This is a genomic window from Ruegeria faecimaris, assembly GCF_900182615.1.
GTDB classification, from domain to species: Bacteria; Pseudomonadota; Alphaproteobacteria; order Rhodobacterales; family Rhodobacteraceae; genus Ruegeria; species Ruegeria faecimaris.
Genome location: NZ_FXTE01000003.1, coordinates 223396 through 241931 on the forward strand (window position 1 = coordinate 223396; position 18536 = coordinate 241931).

At 56.6% G+C, this 18536-nt stretch carries 19 protein-coding genes; 6 read left to right on the forward strand and 13 right to left on the reverse strand.

Annotated elements, in window-relative coordinates:
• Positions 1–225 precede the first annotated feature (225 nt).
• Entirely contained in the window at positions 226–987 is a 762-nt protein-coding gene (locus FN806_RS09245) for a DUF6478 family protein (protein ID WP_142636349.1), read from the forward strand.
• Between the two features lie 10 nt (positions 988–997).
• Positions 998–1345 carry a hypothetical protein gene (locus FN806_RS09250; protein ID WP_142636351.1) on the forward strand — a complete coding sequence of 116 codons (348 nt, stop codon included), beginning with the start codon at positions 998–1000 and terminating at the stop codon, positions 1343–1345.
• Positions 1346–1419: 74 nt separating this feature from the next.
• Here the strand turns inward: FN806_RS09250 and FN806_RS09255 are convergent, their stop codons facing one another.
• On the reverse strand, positions 1420–2154 hold the full coding sequence (locus FN806_RS09255) for a helix-turn-helix transcriptional regulator (protein WP_185956668.1): 735 nt from the start codon (positions 2152–2154) through the stop codon (positions 1420–1422).
• Between the two features lie 97 nt (positions 2155–2251).
• On the opposite strand from FN806_RS09255, the gene FN806_RS09260 reads away from it, so the two are divergent.
• Positions 2252–2608, forward strand: a complete 357-nt coding sequence (locus tag FN806_RS09260; protein ID WP_142636355.1) for a VOC family protein — start codon at positions 2252–2254, stop codon at positions 2606–2608.
• Positions 2609–2733: 125 nt separating this feature from the next.
• Here the strand turns inward: FN806_RS09260 and FN806_RS09265 are convergent, their stop codons facing one another.
• From FN806_RS09265 to FN806_RS09290, 6 genes are all read right to left on the reverse strand, one after another.
• The gene (locus FN806_RS09265) at positions 2734–4074 is read right to left on the reverse strand and encodes a S41 family peptidase (protein WP_142636359.1); all 1341 of its coding nucleotides are present in this window, start codon (positions 4072–4074) and stop codon (positions 2734–2736) included.
• Between the two features lie 6 nt (positions 4075–4080).
• Positions 4081–5211, reverse strand: a complete 1131-nt coding sequence (locus FN806_RS09270) for a murein hydrolase activator EnvC family protein (protein WP_142636361.1) — start codon at positions 5209–5211, stop codon at positions 4081–4083.
• A complete protein-coding gene (gene gpmI, locus FN806_RS09275) occupies positions 5208–6725 on the reverse strand; it encodes a 2,3-bisphosphoglycerate-independent phosphoglycerate mutase (protein ID WP_142636362.1) in 1518 nt (505 codons plus the stop codon). The genes FN806_RS09270 and gpmI overlap by 4 nt, the downstream gene beginning before the upstream one ends.
• A gap of 103 nt (positions 6726–6828) precedes the next feature.
• The gene (locus tag FN806_RS09280; RefSeq protein WP_142636363.1) at positions 6829–8502 is read right to left on the reverse strand and encodes a sulfatase-like hydrolase/transferase; all 1674 of its coding nucleotides are present in this window, start codon (positions 8500–8502) and stop codon (positions 6829–6831) included.
• Positions 8503–8568: 66 nt separating this feature from the next.
• A complete protein-coding gene (gene nqrM, locus FN806_RS09285) occupies positions 8569–8805 on the reverse strand; it encodes a (Na+)-NQR maturation NqrM (protein ID WP_142636364.1) in 237 nt (78 codons plus the stop codon).
• A 14-nt stretch (positions 8806–8819) separates the two neighbouring features.
• On the reverse strand, positions 8820–9845 hold the full coding sequence (locus FN806_RS09290) for an FAD:protein FMN transferase (RefSeq protein ID WP_142636366.1): 1026 nt from the start codon (positions 9843–9845) through the stop codon (positions 8820–8822).
• Between the two features lie 363 nt (positions 9846–10208).
• On the opposite strand from FN806_RS09290, the gene FN806_RS09300 reads away from it, so the two are divergent.
• A complete protein-coding gene (locus FN806_RS09300; protein WP_142636370.1) occupies positions 10209–10733 on the forward strand; it encodes a CBS domain-containing protein in 525 nt (174 codons plus the stop codon).
• Positions 10734–10736: 3 nt separating this feature from the next.
• Here FN806_RS09300 and FN806_RS09305 read toward each other — a convergent pair whose 3' ends face one another.
• On the reverse strand, positions 10737–11507 hold the full coding sequence (locus FN806_RS09305; RefSeq protein ID WP_142636373.1) for a metallophosphoesterase family protein: 771 nt from the start codon (positions 11505–11507) through the stop codon (positions 10737–10739).
• Positions 11508–11666: 159 nt separating this feature from the next.
• On the opposite strand from FN806_RS09305, the gene FN806_RS09310 reads away from it, so the two are divergent.
• Together FN806_RS09310 and tviB are read left to right on the forward strand one after the other, a co-directional pair.
• Positions 11667–12680 carry a GDP-mannose 4,6-dehydratase gene (locus tag FN806_RS09310; RefSeq protein WP_142636374.1) on the forward strand — a complete coding sequence of 338 codons (1014 nt, stop codon included), beginning with the start codon at positions 11667–11669 and terminating at the stop codon, positions 12678–12680.
• A gap of 5 nt (positions 12681–12685) precedes the next feature.
• Positions 12686–13969, forward strand: coding sequence for a Vi polysaccharide biosynthesis UDP-N-acetylglucosamine C-6 dehydrogenase TviB (gene tviB, locus FN806_RS09315; RefSeq protein ID WP_142636375.1), 1284 nt, complete (start codon positions 12686–12688; stop codon positions 13967–13969).
• A 53-nt stretch (positions 13970–14022) separates the two neighbouring features.
• On the opposite strand, the gene nqrF is transcribed toward tviB, so the two are convergent.
• Genes nqrF through FN806_RS09340 form a run of 5 tightly spaced genes read right to left on the reverse strand, consistent with a single transcriptional unit; the run spans position 14023 to position 18534 of the window.
• Positions 14023–15246, reverse strand: coding sequence for an NADH:ubiquinone reductase (Na(+)-transporting) subunit F (gene nqrF, locus FN806_RS09320; RefSeq protein WP_142636376.1), 1224 nt, complete (start codon positions 15244–15246; stop codon positions 14023–14025).
• Positions 15247–15256: 10 nt separating this feature from the next.
• Positions 15257–15865, reverse strand: coding sequence for an NADH:ubiquinone reductase (Na(+)-transporting) subunit E (nqrE, locus tag FN806_RS09325; protein WP_142636377.1), 609 nt, complete (start codon positions 15863–15865; stop codon positions 15257–15259).
• Positions 15865–16518, reverse strand: a complete 654-nt coding sequence (locus FN806_RS09330) for an NADH:ubiquinone reductase (Na(+)-transporting) subunit D (protein WP_142636378.1) — start codon at positions 16516–16518, stop codon at positions 15865–15867. The genes nqrE and FN806_RS09330 overlap by 1 nt, the downstream gene beginning before the upstream one ends.
• Positions 16518–17333, reverse strand: a complete 816-nt coding sequence (locus FN806_RS09335) for a Na(+)-translocating NADH-quinone reductase subunit C (protein WP_142636380.1) — start codon at positions 17331–17333, stop codon at positions 16518–16520. Before FN806_RS09335 ends, FN806_RS09330 begins: the two co-directional genes overlap by 1 nt.
• Positions 17326–18534, reverse strand: coding sequence for an NADH:ubiquinone reductase (Na(+)-transporting) subunit B (locus tag FN806_RS09340; protein ID WP_142636382.1), 1209 nt, complete (start codon positions 18532–18534; stop codon positions 17326–17328). Before FN806_RS09340 ends, FN806_RS09335 begins: the two co-directional genes overlap by 8 nt.
• Positions 18535–18536 lie beyond the last annotated feature (2 nt).

Sequence of the window (18536 nt, forward strand, 5' to 3'; positions counted from 1 at the left end):
TATTGCTATAGGGTTGTAACGGATGGTCCACTGCAATCAGGTGTCAGACGGTACGCACTGACCGGGTCGATTGCAAGAACGGCGCCCTCCGTAACAGGTCACAACTTTGCTGCCTAGCCAAAAGCGTGTTCACATTTTCGGTAATTTACCGACGCTATGATGCAAATCGGCTTTATCCTCGGGTGGATATCCGACAAAAGATGTGTGGAGCAATAGATTGGGATCATGGGCAAGCTACTGGATCGCTATATTCACCGCAAAGCACTGACGCGCTGGCAGCGGGACGCCCGGGCAGCGCCCGAGGCTGTGCTTTCTGAATTGCGGCTGCAGCGTGATGATGCACGTCGCTTGCGATCCGAGCTGGATGCGCTGATCCTTCAGGCCAACAGCCGCCTTACACGGCCTGTGGCGGGATCAACCCATTTCCCGAAACCGTTGGGCACCGACTGGAGCTGGAGGCCTGAGCTGTGGCGCTATCCTCAGCCCCGCCCCGGTGTCGCCTCGGCCCCGCGTAAGGCACGTATCAACGATGAGGCAACGCTGTTTCACGACTGTCCGCGCCAGGAAATCAGCACGCGCCAGATCAGGAACACGCGCAAGCATGATCTGTCACCGTTCAGCTTGGCGGTCGAGGTTTTCGGGTTCGAGGGATCATTTCTCTCTCTCTCTATCGAGCTTCCACAAGAGGCTGTGCAAGGGCTGACGCGGCAGCATCTGATCCGAGTCGATTGCCATATTGAGGCCGAACGCCCACAGGAATTGTTCGCGCGGCTCAATATTCGACACGGCCCAAACGCCGAACAGGTTCTGCGCAAACTTGATCCCACTGGTCCTTCAAACAGCGTGGATTTTGATCTTGCACATTTACCACTGAATGAACGCCGCATGGACAAAGTCTGGCTGGATATCATTCTGGATAATCCTCGGATGAACCGGATAGTGTTGCAGGACCTGACCGTCTGTCGTCACCATCGCGCCGATTTATGAGAACCCAGCCATGACTAATCTGATACTCACATCACTGGGCCTGGAAAATGGCACCTGGATGGGCCACCTGCAGGCCGATACGCAGCCCGAGATCAGCGTGTCCTACCGTGGTGACGCGCTCGATGAGGTTCACCTGTCACCAGCCGACACCGGGTGGGAGCTTTGTGTACAGGTGCCTGATGTGGCCCTGTCTGACGGGGTCCACAGTTTTGTAATCTCAGATTCCGTTTCAGGGCTTAAACTGGGCGGGTTCTCGATCATTGCAGGAAACGCCGCCGCCGATGACCTGCGCGCCGAACTGGACCTGATGCGAGCAGAGCTTGATATGCTAAAACGAGTCTTTCGCCGGTCTCAGTAGGCGGTAGAAGGGCGGACGAAGTGCGTGCCTATAATTCAGGTGTCATTGTACGCTTACTGTTGGCCATGACCCGATCACATCGAAGAATCATCAATTACCAATGAGGGTTGAAATTTTTCTTTCGGCAGGAGCTTGAAGCGCGTTTCGCCCATTGAGACCCCAAGCATCCGGTCGCACCGAAATGTCCTTGGTTCGTTTCTCAGACGGTCGATCGCAACGACGTACCAAATGGGATACTTCAACAAGAGATACTGAGGCTCAATTTGCCGGTTGGAAATAACACCGTCTTCTCTTTGATATCGCAGCTCCAAGACCTTCTGATCGACGAAAGCCTGATGAACCGCTTGCACAATCCTTTTTGGCGGGGCGCTCGCGCTGGCTTGAACATAAGTCGAAGCCGTGACGCCTATGAGAATACGGGACTTGAGCTGGTTCACCTTGTTGCGTTTCTCGGGTGAAAACGAGGCCACAAGCTGCCGCCTTACCGATGCCAAGTTCGCAAGCAACATTGGTGATTTCATCTGCTCTGCGACAGCGATACTGATTAGCAGATCGACCGCCTCAGCGTATGTCAGGTTCATGCGACCAACGCCCCAGTTGCGGTCGAGGCGCACACCTCCTCCACGACCGCGATCAGCGTCTATCTGCATGCCTTGGTCCCGCATAAGCACAAGGTCGCGGGCTATCGTGCGCATACTGACACCATGCTGTTGCGCCAAGTCTCTAACCGTACAATGGGCATCTTGCTTGAGTTGAACCGCAAGCAATTCCAATCGCCTCAGTCTGTTGTGTGTATTAGCCCGTGCCATGAATCAAATAAGACATAAAATGGCACATTAGTCGATATAGCTTGGGTCACTGAAACCAATGCCTGACGCAGGCCACTCACTTGCAGGAGCTAAATCGATGAAAATGAATTACTTTGTTGTCGGAACGAATGACATGGCAGCTGCAAGAACCTTCTACGACACACTGTTTTCGCAATCGGGTCTCCAAAGCATGTCGCCTTCAGAAAGAATGACTTACTGGCTTGGAAAGGATTTTGCCTTCGCCGTGGCCAAACCCTTCGACACGTTGCCGGCCACCAACGGTAATGGAACGATGGTTGGATTTTGCGTTGGTGGCGAAGCAGAAGTCAGAAGGCTGCACGCTTTAGCCACAGATCTCGGGGGTGATTGTGAGGGGGCCCCCAACCAACGCGGGCCAAAGTTCTCTGCATACGTTCGAGACCTGGATGGAAACAAGATGTGTTTTTCTGACTAGCTTTTCACAGAGCGGACGTTGGTTGGGAGACAACATAGGTGGCATCGGGCTCTAATCAGCCACCTTACCTCGATCGGCAGCGGCCCCATCAGGAAAAGGGCCGCCTGTCAGGCGGCCCGGTTTCTTTATTGCGATGGCCCGTCCGGGTTGAAGGCTGACAGCCCCTTGAGGATGTCGATGGCATAGGCCAGCTGGTAATCCTCTTCCCGCAATTCGGCGGTGGCTTCGGCCTTGGCCCTATCTTCTTCGATCTGGCGGATTTCATCCTCGCTCAGGCTGTCATTGTTCAGACTGCCACGCAGATCGGCCTCGGAACGGGTGTTCCCATTGGCCTCTTCTTCCTCGGTCTCCGGGGCTGGGCGGGGCTGTTCAACGATGATGTCGGGGCTGACACCAAGCGCCTGAATAGACCGGCCCGACGGCGTGTAGTAGCGCGACGTGGTCAAACGCATCGCGCCATCGCTCCGCAGTGGCATGACAGTCTGGACCGAGCCTTTGCCGAAACTTTTGGTTCCAACAACGATTGCGCGGCGATGATCCTGCAGCGCGCCGGCTACAATCTCGGATGCTGAGGCGGACCCGCCATTGATCAGCACCACAATCGGCTTTCCTTCTGCCAGATCACCCACAGTTGCGTTGAAACGCTCACCATCGCTTGGATCGCGGCCACGGGTTGATACGATCTCACCCTCGTTTAGGAATGCGTCCGAAACCTTGATTGCCTGTGTCAGCAGACCACCGGGATTGTTGCGCAGGTCCAGAACGACACCATTCACCTTGTCGATCCCTCCGGCCTCTTCGATCTGCTCGGCCAGACCTTCCTGCAAGTTGGGATAGGTTTGGTCGTTAAAGGTGGTCACACGCAGAACCACACTTGTCCCTTCGGTGCGCGCGCGTACTGCCGTCAGTTTGATTGTGTCGCGGATGATAGGCACGTCAAAAGGTTCCTGTTCACCCTCGCGGACAACGGTGATCACGATTTCCGAGCCCACCGGCCCGCGCATCAGATCGACCGCTTTGTCCAGGGTCAGGCCCAGTATGCTTTCGCCATCGACATGGGTGATGAAATCTCCGGCTTCGATCCCGGCCTCATCCGCAGGCGTATCATCGATCGGCGAGACAACTTTGACAAAGCCCTCTTCCTGCGTGACTTCGATACCCAGACCGCCAAACTCGCCACGGGTCTGGACCCGCATTTGTTCGGCATCATCCGGCGACAGATAGCTGGAATGCGGATCCAGCGAGGTCAGCATACCGTCAATGGCCGCCTCAATCAGGTCTTCGGGCTCAACCTCTTCGACATATTGCGCGCGGATGCGTTCGAAAATATCGCCAAACAGATCCAGCTGTTCATAGACACTGGCCTTGTTTTCGGCTTCTTGGGCAAGCAACGGACCGGCGATCTGCGTCGTTACAATCAGGCCTGCTATAGTTCCAGCCAAACCGGCCATCACAAATTTCTTCATACTCGTTTATCCATCCTTGTCGGTCCGAAACCACGATTCCGGGTCCACGGGGCTGTTATCCTGTCTTACCTCTATATAGAGCGTTTCTGATCGGTCAGTTCCAGTGCCATCACCGCTTGTTGACAAAATTGCGCCGATTTCCTTCGATTCTGCAGGCATCAATCCGACTGGCGTCCCCCGGGGAATCACCTGACCGGCTTCTCCGTAGACCTCTTGTAGCCCGGAAAAGACAAATAGAAGCCCCGGTTGCGGCTCGAGGATCACCAGATTCCCCAACTCCAGTAGTGGCCCGCGATACCGTATCGTGGCCGCCGTTGGCGAGGTGACTATTGCGCGCGGTCGGGTGCCCAATACGATACCAGGGCGTTTGACACCGGCCGCATCGGTTTCATTTGCCCGGTGCAGGATGACGCCCTGCGTCGGCAGCGTAATTTGACCCTTGATACTTGATATATCCGCATCCGTTTCGGCGATTTGCCCTTCGGAGATCTGGGAAAGCCCGCTGGCAAAACCGTCAAGCGTTTCAGTCGATGAGATCAGGATCGCTGTGCGGATCGGGTCCTCGACAAAGCGGCGCGGCAAATCCGTTCGGTCTGCGATGGCGGTGCTGAGCTGGGTGCGGGCATTCTGAACGCCGGTCAAGCCCTCGACCAAGGTTTCCGAGGCGCTTTGCTGCAACAATCGCAGCGTGCGCACTTCCTGAAGATCACGCGCAAGAGACTGCGCTTTTGCGTTCAGACCCGGCGTAACCTCGGACAGCATCATACCGGCCCGGGCCGAGCCCAACGGCCCTGACGGGTGTAGCATCAGAACCGGAGGCGCCGTGGTTTCGATCGTTTGTAATACGCCCAACAGCTGTGCCACGTCCTTTTCCCGACTGCGCAACTCGGCTGTTAACTGGGCTTCGCGTGTTGCCGCCCGTCGTAGGCCATCCCGCATGGCCGACAGGCCCGCCTCATACGCCTGTATGGTTTCGGTCAGGGCACGGACCCGGTCGCGGGCGCTTTCGGCCTCGGTCAACGATACTGATGCCTGCTCAAGCATCTGCGCTGCATTCAATGCAGCGGTTGCGGGGTCGGTCTGGGCAACCGCCCTGGATGCAAAGAAAATCGCCAGAAGCAGCGCACGAAGCGTCATGAAAGCAGGCTCTTTCCAGTCATTTCAGGGGGCTGATCCAACGCCATCAGTTCCAGCAGTGTGGGCGCCAGATCGGACAGGCGACCATCCCGCAAGGATACCCCTGCTGGTCCCCCGACTAACGCCACGGGCACGGGGTTCAGCGTATGGGCTGTATGCGGCCCGCCGGTTTCGGGATCGACCATCATCTCGCAATTTCCATGATCGGCCGTTACAATCATTGCGCCCCCCACTTTTTCCAACGCGGCGACCACTTGCGCCAGCCCTTGATCCACAGCCTCACAGGCGCGGATTGCCGCTTGCAGGTCGCCGGTATGCCCAACCATATCCGGATTGGCATAGTTGGTTATGATCAGATCATAGCCCGCCCCGATGGCTTCGACGAATTTTGCGGTTACTTCGGCCGATGACATCTCGGGTTGCAGGTCGTAGGTCGCCACTTTGGGTGATTTAGGCATAAAGCGGTCTTCGTTCGCCTCAGGCACTTCCTTGCCGCCATTGAGGAAGAAGGTCACATGCGGGTACTTCTCGGTCTCGGCCAGTCGGAACTGGCTGAGCCCATTTTTTGCCACCCATTCGCCCAGTGTATTGATGATGTCACGTTTGGGGAAAACAGTGGTCATATAAGCGCTGTGCCCGTCGGAATATTCGACCATGCCCAGCAGGGCTGAAAGCTGTGGGCGCGGGCCGGTGTCGAAATCATCAAAGCCGGGTTCGCCAATCGCCCGCAGAATCTCGCGGGCCCGGTCGGCGCGGAAGTTGAGGCAGAAGAACCCATCTCCGTCTTTGATGCCGTGATAGCCGTCGAGGACGGTCGGGACGATAAATTCGTCCGTTTCCGACTGCTGATAGGCCTGATCCACGGCATTGCGCGCCGAAACAGCGCTGCGCCCCTGCCCTTTGATCATTGCACCATAGGCTTCGCTGACACGTTCCCATCGGTTGTCGCGATCCATTGCAAAATAGCGCCCGCAGACCGAGGCAACACGGGCGCCGTCGGGCAAGCGCTCCTCAAGCTCTGTGATATAGGTCAGCGCTGATTTCGGGGCCACATCCCGGCCATCCGTAACCGCGTGCAAGGCAACGGGCACACCAGCATCCGTTATCGCCTTTGCCGCAGCAATGATATGGTTCAGGTGGCCATGCACTCCCCCGTCCGAGACCACCCCCAACAGATGTGCGGTGCCACCTGCAGCCTTTACCTTACCGATAAAGTTCTGCAGCGCGGAGTTGGCAAAGAAAGAACCGTCCTCAATCGCCAGATCAATCTGGCCCAAATCCATCGCAACAACGCGGCCAGCCCCAATATTTGTGTGACCGACTTCGGAATTGCCCATCTGACCACTTGGCAGACCAACATCCGGACCATGGGTGATCAGCTTGGCGTGTGGGCCCTTGGCCATGATCGCATCAAATGTTGGCGTGTCGGCAAGGTAAGGCGCATTGGCCTCGGTGTCCTCGGACAGGCCCCAGCCATCAAGAATACACAGGACGACGGGTTTCGGGGCGGTCATTTCGGCTCTCCGGGTTTGCTGCTCTTGGTTGGTCTTGTATCGCCTGCCCCGCGCAGGGTGAACCGCCTTTTGCCCTGATCAGTCAGAATTCATGTTACAAAGGCTATTCCTTGCCGGTATGGTCCTGATAGGGGCGCGCTTTGCGGCCTCTGTATTTCACGGTCAAATCCAGTGGTGCGTCGTTTTCGTCATAGATTCCAATAACCACCCCTCTGCCCCGACTATTGGTGCGCATATCGATCAGTTGCTGTTCGGAACGTGTTGTGCGCTGCGACGGGCGACGCGCCCAAGTGAACAGATGGTCATACATCTTGGCGATGATATCCGCGTGTTCAGCACTGTTGCCAAGGTCTGTTAGTTCATTCGGGTCGTTTTCAAGATCGAACAGCAGTGGCCGATGCCCGCCTTCGCAATGGATCAGCTTCCATTTCTTGTTGGCCACCATGAACATCACTGCATCCCGAACCGAGGCATTCAGCTTTTCCGCCATGGGCGAGGCGGAATAGTCATACTCACTGATTGCCACTTCCCGAGGTGTCTCGACCTGATGGCCACGCAAGATCGGCAACAAGGAGTGACCTTCCAGAATGTGACCCGACGCTTCGCCTCCGGCTATGTCCAAAAATGTTGGGGCGAGGTCGATGGACTCGACCAGCGCGTCGCTGACAGTGCCACGGGTTGCCTCAGCCTCGGGGGATGGGTCATAGATGATCAACGGCACCTTGACCGATGCGTCCTGGAAAAAGGTCTTCTCACCCATCCAGTGATCGCCCAGAAAATCCCCGTGGTCCGAGGTTAACACGATCATCGTGTCCTCCATCCGACCCGTCTTTTCCAGCCATGCGAACAGCCGGCCCATTTGGTCGTCGGCCTGCTTGATCAGACCCATATAAGCGGGGATCACGGCCTCGCGCACCTCTTGTCGGGAAAACGCCTCGCCCACCTTGGTGCCCATGAACGCGCTCAGCACTGGGTGGGCATTCTGGCGTTCCGCCTCAGACCGGACCACGGGCAGGACATGTTCGGGGCCATACATCGAGGCATAGGGCTCTGGCACCACATAGGGCCAATGCGGCTTGATAAAGCTCAGGTGGCAACACCAGGGGCCGTCATGGGCTTCCATGAATTCGATCCCGCGCCCGGTCAGATAGGGCGTTTCGCTGTCTTCCTCGGCAATATTCGCCGGCTGGGAAGAGTTCTTGAGAAACCAGCCCGACAGAACATTGCCCTCAGCGTCGAGACCTGAATTGGCGAAGTCATGCCAGGGGTTGTCGCTGTCATATCCTTTGGCCGATAGGTATTTGTTGTATTCCTTGGCCCCGTCCGGGTCATAATACCCATCCGGCCCTTCGGGCAGCATTCCGTCATCACGCTCGAACACGTCGAACCCGCATTCGGCCACGCGGGCACCGATCAGACTGTCCGGTTCCAGCCCCAACCGCGCCATGCCTTCGGCATCCGCGCGCATATGGGTCTTGCCCACCAGCCAACAGTCCATCCCAGCCTTGCGCAGATGATCACCCATGGTCGTCTCACCCACTTTCAGCGGGATTCCATTCCAAGAAGCCCCATGCGAATGCACATAGCGCCCGGTATAGGTCGACATACGGGAGGACCCGCAAATAGGTGACTGAATATAGGCCTTGTCAAACCGCACACCACGCGCAGCCAAGCGGTCAATGTTGGGGGTGTGCAGATGCGGATGTCCGTAACAGCTCAGATAGTCCCAGCGAAGCTGGTCGAACATGATGAACAGGATGTTTCTTGCTTTGGCCAAATCTGCGCCCCCGTTATTCAGGGACCTGCTTAGCCAATTCCAACCGCCAAACGAAGCGCTAAGTTATTAGGCCTGCCGTTCCATCTGCTCAAGCATCTTTTGGGCGCGTTTGCACTGAAGCTTGTCGCGCAAGGGGCTGTTAGGGTCCACGTCCTTTTGGCAGACCACACATTTATCCGCCCCCGAGATCGCATTCAGGCCACCGCAGCTGCCCTTGATGGTCTTACCCATCAACATCACACCCAGCGACATGCCAACCATGATAATCAGCAGCAGAATGAAGGCCAGAATAAAAGTGTTCATCTCAGCTCAACCCGTCAGTTGGTGCCCAACGCCTCTTTGAACGCTGTGCTGTGTACCGTGATATAGGCATCCTCACCGCCTGTCACATCCCGCGAGATGAAATACACGGCAAGTTTATGCGTCTCGGCAAGTTTCAAACCCTTTTCCTGACCCAAGGCCAACATCGCTGTCGCCCAAGCATCTGCCATCATAGCATTTTCGGCCAGTACCGTGACTGAAGTGGTCCGATGCGTGATCGGGCGGCCAGTAGTTGGGTCAATGATATGCGAATACCGCACACCATCTTGTTCAAAGAAATTCTTGTAGTCGCCCGAGGTCGCCATGCCCAGATCATCAAGCTGTACGATCAACTGCAGATTCTGCGCATCGGCCTGGGGTTTTTCGATCCCGATCCGCCAAGTCTCACCCTTGTCGTTATCGCCTCTTGTGACCAGATCGCCGCCGATCTCGACCATATAGTCCTCAATCCCAGCCGTGCGCAGCGTTTCGGCCACGGCGTCGATGCCATACCCCTTGGCAATGGCGGACAGGTTAATGCCGACTCCGGCATCGGCCTTCGCCAAAGTTCCGGCATCGCGATCCAGTTGCAGCAATCTGGCCTGTCCGACCTTGCCCAAAGCCGCCTGGATGTCAGCATCTGCGGGCACCGGATCTTCCGGTTTGCGCGGACCAAAGCCCCAAAGCTCAATCAGCGGGCCGAGAGTCACGTCGAATGTACCCCCGGATTTCTCGTGCACATCATTCGCGGCATCAAGCACCAGCGCAAATTCATCCGAAATGGCTACAGGTTCAGTGCTGCCCGAGTCCGAGAAGGTCGAAACCTCGGAATTCGGGTCCCAGTTCGACATCTTTGCGTTAACTTCGGCCAGTGTCTGTTCGACCGCACCCGCCAGCGCTTCTTCATCAACATCGACACCGATGGCCGTGATGTTGAATGACGTCCCCATCGTTTCGCCTGACAGGCGTACCACCTCGGGCTCTTTGTCGAACAAGCAGCCGGAAATAAGTGTGGCGACAGCCAGGACTGGCAAGAAACGCATATGGGTCCCTCCTGAGGAAAAGCGTGCCCGGCATATGACAGCGGCCCCAATCAGAGTCAAACCTGCATCAGGCTTTCAGCGGCAGTAAGCCTAGCGCCAACAAACCGATTCCGGCGGGCACCCCGAACAGCCATGCTTTCTTCTGCCATCCCGGAGCCTGCTGTTTCCAGGTCATGCGAAAATTATGGCCACAAACGACAACCGCAAAAAAAATCAGCGCGGCAACAGGGGGGGTCAGATAAAAGTTGGACAACGGGCCGGATTTCCTTGGTTTTTGGCAGTTTTCCTCGGTTAGGGCATTTGTACCCTATACAGGTCATATGGCTGCGGTAAGGTGAAAAGCAAAGCAAGAGGAGATTGCCCATGGCCCCAAGCTCTTACCAGCCACCGACACGCGGCGACAAGGCCGCGGCTGCCTCGCATAGCCAGTCGGTTGAATCGAACCTTTCTCATACACAGACAACAGTCGAAAAGCTGCTTGTTGGCAAAGGGGACGCGGTTTTTTCCGTGCGCCCGAAAGACACAATTCATTCGGTGGTGAATATCCTCAAGGAAAAGCGGATTGGCGCTGTGGTGGTGACAGATCAGAACGGTACGCTTCAGGGTATCCTGTCCGAGCGTGATATTGTGCGCCGTATGGCCGATACTCCGGGCCAGACCCTGCCCCAATCTGTCGAAGATCTGATGACCCGGAGCGTACAAACCTGCGCGCCCGAGGATCTGTTGAACGATGTGCTGAAAACCATGACAGAGGGGCGCTTTCGCCACATGCCCGTCCTCAGCGATGGCCATCTTCGTGGCGTGATCACGATCGGTGATGTCGTGCATTTCCGCCTCAAAGAGCTGGAGTATGAAGCCCTTCGCATGAAGCAGATGATCGTCGGTTGACAGCTATTCCGGCTGCTCGTCGGTTGCGATGAACCGGACCTCGCCGGCGCGAATATCAGTGGCGGTCAGCCTGCCACTGAAGAAGGCGCCGGTGTCGATCGAAACAACGCCATTCTCAGCGCGGGGCTCTGACGTGATTGTATGACCATGGACAACCCACTGGCCATCTTCCCGCATCTGCCGTGAGAAATTCGGATGGCCCCACAGGCGGACTTGGCGTGTCTGCTCATCCAATGGCTTGCCCGGGTCCAGCCCTGCATGCACCACGGTGACATTGCCGCTGGTCCAGGTCAGGGGACGGTCGTGCAGCCATGACAGCAAATCTTCGCCCATTGCGCGTCGCAATCTGTCAGCCACCAAGACAGCATCCGCACCAACCGTGTCTTCATCCACACCGGTAATTCCAAATGAGGCGAGCGTTTGCAGGCCACCGTTTTGCAGCCAAAGCCTGCCGACCCGTTTTGGGTCATCGGTGAACCGCAACAGCATCTCCTCGTGATTACCCAGCAGGCAAATGAAATCATTGCCTCGGACCCGGCTAAGGTGCCGTAACTGGTGCAGCACCTGGGCGCTGTAATTGCCACGATCAATGTAGTCCCCGACAAAGATTGTGGGGCAATCTGCATCCAGCCTTGCCAGCAAGGTCTGCAACAGATCCAATCGCCCGTGGATATCCCCAACGGCATAAAACCTCTGGTCAGGCGCGATGTCAGAAACTGAATTCTGTGCCGCCTGAGGTTTTTTCCACCTGGTTTTGATCCAATCCCACACCATCGCAATTTCCTACCCTGACTGGCGGGCAACAACAATCCGCAAGTGAATTAGGGTTCCGGATTGCCCCAATGGCGCGGTTTGTGGGAAAATCCCCTTGACCTTGAGGGGCTGAAAGTATCCCTGATGTTTCAAATGGTTTTGGTTTGGGTCGAGGGTTAAATGAAGCGCGTATTAGTCACAGGCACAGCAGGGTTCATCGGTTTTCACCTGGCAAAACTACTACTGGCCGAGGGGTTTCAGGTTCACGGCTACGATGGGATGACGGATTATTACGACGTCTCGCTCAAGCAGCGCCGCCATCAGATGCTCTTGCAATCCCCTGGGTTTTCCGCAACCGAGGATCTTTTGGAAAACTACGACCAGCTTGCAAAGGTCACCGAAGAATTCCAGCCCGAAGTGATCGTGCATCTCGCGGCGCAGGCTGGTGTCCGCTATAGCCTTGAGGACCCGCGCAGCTATATCAATTCCAACGTGGTCGGCACGTTCAACGTCATGGAAATCGCGCGCGAGCATAAGGTAGACCACCTTCTGATGGCTTCGACATCCTCGGTTTATGGCGCCAACGAGGTCATGCCCTTCACCGAGGTCGAAAAGGCCGACACGCCGCTCACGATTTACGCCGCGACCAAAAAGGCAAATGAGGCGATGGGCCATTCCTATGCCCATTTGTGGAACCTGCCCACGACCATGTTCCGGTTCTTCACCGTCTATGGCACCTGGGGGCGACCCGATCTTGCGCTCTATAAATTTGTGGACGCCATCCTGGATGACCGCCCGATCGATATCTATAACCACGGCGACATGTATCGGGATTTCACCAATGTCGAAGACCTTGTCCGCGGTATCCGACTGCTGATCGACGTCCCTCCGGTGCGGCCGGACAGCGCAGATGAGATTGAAGAAGGTGACAGCCTGTCGCCGGCGGCGCCCTGGCGCGTGGTGAATATCGGCAATGGCGACAAAGTGCGGCTGATGGATTTTATCGAAGCCATTGAGGAAGCTATCGGCAAGAAAGCCATCCGCAATTACATGCCTATGCAGATGGGTGATGTTCCTGCCACTTGGGCGAATAGTGATCTGCTGCAAAAGCTGACCGGCTATCGTCCGCAGACAAATTTCAAAGATGGAATCGCCCAGTTTGTCGAATGGTTCCGCGACTATCATGGTAAGTGACGCATATGCTTGAAACCGACCCCAATTCCCGAAAGATTGCTGTGATCGGGCTGGGTTATGTCGGCCTGCCCCTGGCCGTGGCCTTCGGCAAAATTGGCAAGGTGATCGGATTTGACATCAATGCGGCGCGGGTCGAGGCACTACGCGCTGGCGTAGATGCAACGCATGAGGTTGAGCCACATGACCTGAGCGCGGCGGGCGGCCTGAAATTCACAACCAACCCCTCGGAGATTGCCGATTGCGATACCTATGTCGTAACCGTCCCCACGCCGATCACCGCAGGTAAGCAGCCTGATTTAGCCCCCCTTCTGGCTGCGTCGGAAACAGTTGGCCACGTATTGAAATCCGGTGATTTGGTGATCTACGAATCCACCGTCTATCCCGGCGCAACCGAAGAAGATTGCGTTCCGGTGCTGGAACGCGCCTCGGGCCTGACTTTCAACACGGATTTCTTTGCAGGCTACAGCCCCGAGCGGATCAACCCCGGTGACAAGACCCACCGTATCGCGGACATCTGCAAAGTCACCGCTGGTTCAACCCCGCAGGTCGCTGATCTAGTTGACGCGCTCTATGCCCGGATCATCACCGCTGGAACCTACAAGGCCGAAAGCATCCGCGTGGCTGAGGCCGCGAAGGTGATCGAAAACACCCAGCGCGACCTGAATATCGCTCTGGTGAACGAGTTGGCGATGATCTTCGGTCGCATGGGCATCGATACCGAGGCTGTGCTGCGCGCAGCCGGAACCAAATGGAACTTCCTGCCCTTCCGCCCCGGTCTGGTCGGCGGGCATTGCATCGGCGTGGATCCTTACTACCTGACGCACAAGGCCGAGGCCGTGGGCCATCACCCGCAGATCATCCTTGCAGGGCGGCGCCTGAATGACAGGATGGGCAGCTATGTGGTGTCGCAACTGGTCAAACGTATGACCCGTTGCGGTATCAATGTTGGCGCGGCCCGTGTTCTGGTGATGGGCCTGACGTTCAAGGAAAACTGCCCCGACCTGCGCAACACCCGTGTCGTCGACATTATCGAAGAATTGCAAAGCTATGGCATAAGCGTCGATGTCCACGACCCTCATGCCGACCCCAAAGCTGCGCAAGAAGAATACGACCTGGACCTGATCGACCAACCTGAGCCAGGGCTCTATGATGGGGTCGTCCTGGCCGTCGCGCATGCGGAATATCGGGCACTCGATCCTTTGCAGTTTCGAGCCTATGGCAAAGAAAACAGCGTAGTCTTCGACATCAAATCCTGCCTGCCACGCGAGGCAAGCGACCTGCGCCTGTAATCGAACCAAAAGACCTAAAATGAAACCGGCGCCACAGGGCGCCGGATAACTGATTACCCGCCGAAATCGTCGAGCATGATATCTTCGCGGTCCACACCCAGATCCAGCAGCATGTTGATGACCGACTGGTTCATGATCGGCGGTCCGCACATGTAGAACTCGCAATCCTCGGGTGCCGGGTGGTCCTTGAGGTATTCGTCGAACAGAACGTTATGGATAAAGCCGGTATAGCCTTTCCAGTCATCCTCGGGCTGGGCATCCGACAGGGCGACATGCCATTCGAAATTGTCGAACTCTTCCGCGAGGCTGTCGAAATCCTCGACAAAGAACATCTCTTTCTTGGACCGGGCACCGTACCAGAAGGTGATCTTACGGTCGCGATTCTCAAGCCGTTTGAGCTGGTCGAAAATATGGCTGCGCATGGGCGCCATACCAGCACCACCACCGATGAAGACCATCTCTCTTCCGGTCTCGCGGGCGAAGAATTCACCGAATGGACCCGAGATCGTGACCTTGTCACCCGGTTTCAGGTTGAAGATATACGACGACATCTGGCCCGCCGGTATCCCTTCGGAACCCGGAGGCGGTGAGGCAACCCGGACGTTCAGCATGATCATGCCCTTTTCGTCCGGATAGTTGGCCATGGAATAGGCGCGTTCGATGGGTTCGGCAACGACCGAGTCGTATTGCCACAGATTGAAGCGATCCCAATCTTCGCGATATTCCTCCTCGACATCGAAATCAGTGTATTTCAGCGCATGGGCGGGGGCTTCGATCTGGATATAGCCACCAGCGCGGAAATTCACATCCTCACCTTCGGGCAGGTCCAGCGTCAGCGCTTTGATAAAGGTGGCAACGTTTTCGTTCGACCGAACCGTGCATTCCCATTTCTTGACGCCAAAGACCTCTTCGGGGACCTCGATATCCATGTCTTGTTTAACTGCAACCTGACAAGACAGACGGTCGCCACAAGCGGCCTCGCGCTTGGTGATATGGCTTTCTTCGGTCGGCAGGATCGAGCCACCGCCGGAATGGACGCGTACGCGGCATTGTGCGCAGGTCCCGCCGCCGCCACAGGCCGATGGCACGAACAGTTTCTCGGCCGCCAACGTTTGCAGCAATTTGCCGCCGGCGGGCACGGACACGGTTTTCTCACCATTGATGGTGATGTTGACATTGCCTGTCGACACCAACCGCGACCGGGCGGCCATGATAAGGGCGACAAGCGCCAATACGATCAGCGTGAAAAGAATGACGCCAAGGCTAAAGGTTTCCATTGCCGCCCCCTTACAGTTTCACGCCCGAGAAGGACATGAAGGCCATCGCCATCAGTCCCGCGGTGATAAAGGTGATCCCCAGACCTTGAAGGCCGTCGGGAATGTCCGAGTATTTCAGCTTTTCGCGCACGCCCGCCATTGCAGTTATCGCCAGCGCCCAGCCAAAGCCCGAGGACAGACCATAGGTCGTCGCCTCTGCAAAGTTATAATCCCGCTCGACCATGAACAGCGATCCGCCCAGGATGGCACAGTTCACCGTGATCAAAGGCAGGAAAATCCCCAGCGCGTTGTAGAGCGGCGGAAAATACTTGTCCAAGACCATCTCAAGGATCTGAACCATGGCCGCGATCACACCGATATACGAGATCAGGCCAAGGAAGGTCAGGTCCACATCCGGGAACCCAGCCCAGGCCAATGCGCCGGGCTTCAACAGATAGGTCAGCAGCAGGTTGTTGGCGGGAACGGTGATCGCCTGCACGACCATGACCGAGATCCCCAGACCCAGCGCGGTCGAGATTTTCTTGGACACGGCGATGAAGGTACACATGCCAAGAAAAAAGCTGAGCGCAAGGTTTTCGACAAAGATGGCCTTTACGGCCAGTGAGATAAGCCCTTCCATCAGTGTGCCTCTACCTGCTGGATTTTGTATTCACGTTCTTCGACCTGGTTCGGCTTCCATGTACGGAAGGCCCAGATGATCAGGCCGATGATGAAGAACGCCGAAGGCGGCAACAGAAGCATACCGTTAGGCACGTACCAGCCGCCATTGTTCACAGTCTGCAAGATGGTGACACCGAACAGCGACCCGGCCCCCAACAGCTCGCGGATAAAGCCGACTAGCAGCAGGATCAGCCCATAGCCCATGCCGTTGCCAACACCGTCGATAAAAGATGCGATTGGGGGGTTCTTCATCGCAAATGCCTCGGCACGGCCCATCACGATACAGTTTGTGATGATCAGCCCGACGAATACCGACAGGGTCTTCGAAATCTGAAAAGCATAGGCCTTGAGAACCTGATCCACCAGGATCACCAGCGATGCGATGATCACCATCTGGACGATGATCCGGATTGAGCCGGGTATCTGGTTGCGCAACATCGAGATGAACATCGACGAGAAGGCGGTCACGAAGGTCACAGCCAGCGCCATTACAAAGGCCACCTGCAACGAGGAAGTCACGGCCAGCGCGGAACAGATGCCCAGGACCTGCAGCGTGATCGGGTTATTGTCGACAAGCGGGTCGACCAGCATCTCTTTCTTGGTCTGAGACATCAAAACTCTCCTGCTTGCAGTTTGGCCAGGAACCGGGCGTAGCCCGCGTCACCCATCCAGAATTTCACCAGGTTATCGACACCAACCGAGGTCAGAGTAGCCCCAGCCAGCGCGTCGACATAGAATTCGGGACCGGCGGCGGGTTGCGACTTGGCGACGGTAATCTGCAGCTCGCCTGCATCGTCGCGCAATTTCTTGCCATTCCACAGACCTTTCCATCGCGGGTTGTCCACCTCGGCGCCAAGGCCGGGGGTCTCACCATGCTGATAGAACTGCAGGCCGTAAATGTCGTTGCCGTTATTTTCTAGAGCGATAAAACCATAGAGCGTCGACCACAGGCCATAACCATGCAGCGGCAGGATCACTTTGTCTAAATCGCCCGCATCATCGCGCAACAGATAGATCACTCGGTACTTGGCCTGACGACCAATACCCGCCGGGTCAGTGTCCAATGCTACGCTGAGTTCAGGATCACTTGCAGCAGCCTGGTCATCAAAGGTTGCCGGATCGAACTGATCGTCGACAAATTCGCCGGTGGCAAGCTCGAGCACATGCGGCTCGAACGCAGCGAAGGCTTCGGTCACATCTATGCCCGGCTCGAAGACACCAGCCACCTGCAAAACGTTAACCTGTTTGTCCTTCAGCGCGTTGGCTTCTTGCACCGGGCGCAGGCTGACCGCAGCGGCGGAGACCACCATCGAGGCAACAAGACAGACAGCAACGGCGACGAAGATCGTCTTGCCAACCGAATCCGGCGAGGCGGCCAGAAAGCGAGCCAATGCGCCCTTGGGTTCTTGAGGTTGCGGATCAGACATGGCGACGCGCCCTCCGTTTGATATTGGCCTGCACGACGAAATAGTCGATCAGCGGTGCAAAGACATTGCCGAACAGGATGGCCAGCATCATGCCTTCGGGGAAGGCCGGATTGATCACGCGTATCATCACAACCATCACTCCGATCAAGGCGCCATAGATATAGCGGCCCAGGTTGGTGTGGCTGGCGGAAACCGGTTCGGTCACCATGAAGGCCAGGCCAAATGCATACCCACCCAGAACCACATGCCAATACCACGGCATCGCGAACATCGGGTTGGTATCCGACCCGATCAGGTTCAGCAGCAGCGTAAATCCGATGGTCCCGGCCAGACAGCCAACGATCAGGCGGTAATTGGCAATCTTGGTCATCAGCAGGAAGGCCATACCAATCAAGCAGGCCAAGGTCGAGGTCTCGCCAAAGCTGCCCTGAATGGTGCCGTAAAAAGCGCTGGACCATGTGATCCCTTCGGCAGCAAGAGCCTGTACGCCCTCGGCCGCTGACACCGCCAGCGCGGTTGCACCCGAGAACCCGTCAACCGGGGTCCAAACCGAGTCACCCGACATCTGCGCAGGATAAGCGAAGTACAAAAACGCACGACCAACCAGCGCGGGGTTAAGGAAGTTCTTGCCGGTGCCGCCAAATACCTCTTTGCCGATCACCACACCGAAGATAATGCCCAAAGCCACCTGCCACAAGGGTGTAGTGGCCGGCATAATCAGAGTGTAAAGCATTGATGTTACGAGGAAACCTTCGTTCACCTCATGACCGCGCACGGTGGCAAAGATGACCTCGAATATGCCGCCTGCGACCAGTGTGACGATGTAGATAGGCAGAAAATACATCAACCCGTGCATCACATTTGCAAAGACACTGCTGGGGTCCAGCGAGATACCAAACATCTGCAGCAGAGCGATGCGCCAACCGGCGGCAGAGTCCGGCCCGAGGCTGGCGATGGCCGAGTTGGCCTGATAGCCGGTGTTCCACATCCCCCAAAGGATACAGGGAATGGTCGCGATCACGACATAGGTCATGATCCGCTTCATATCCACGTAAGACCGCGCATGCGGGGCCACAGAGGTCACGGTTTTCGGAGTGTAGATAAAGCTTTCGACCATCTCGTAGATGGGGAAATACTTTTCGTACTTGCCGCCCTTGGTAAAGTTCGGCTCGATCCGATCGAAGAAGCTGCGCAAACCCATTT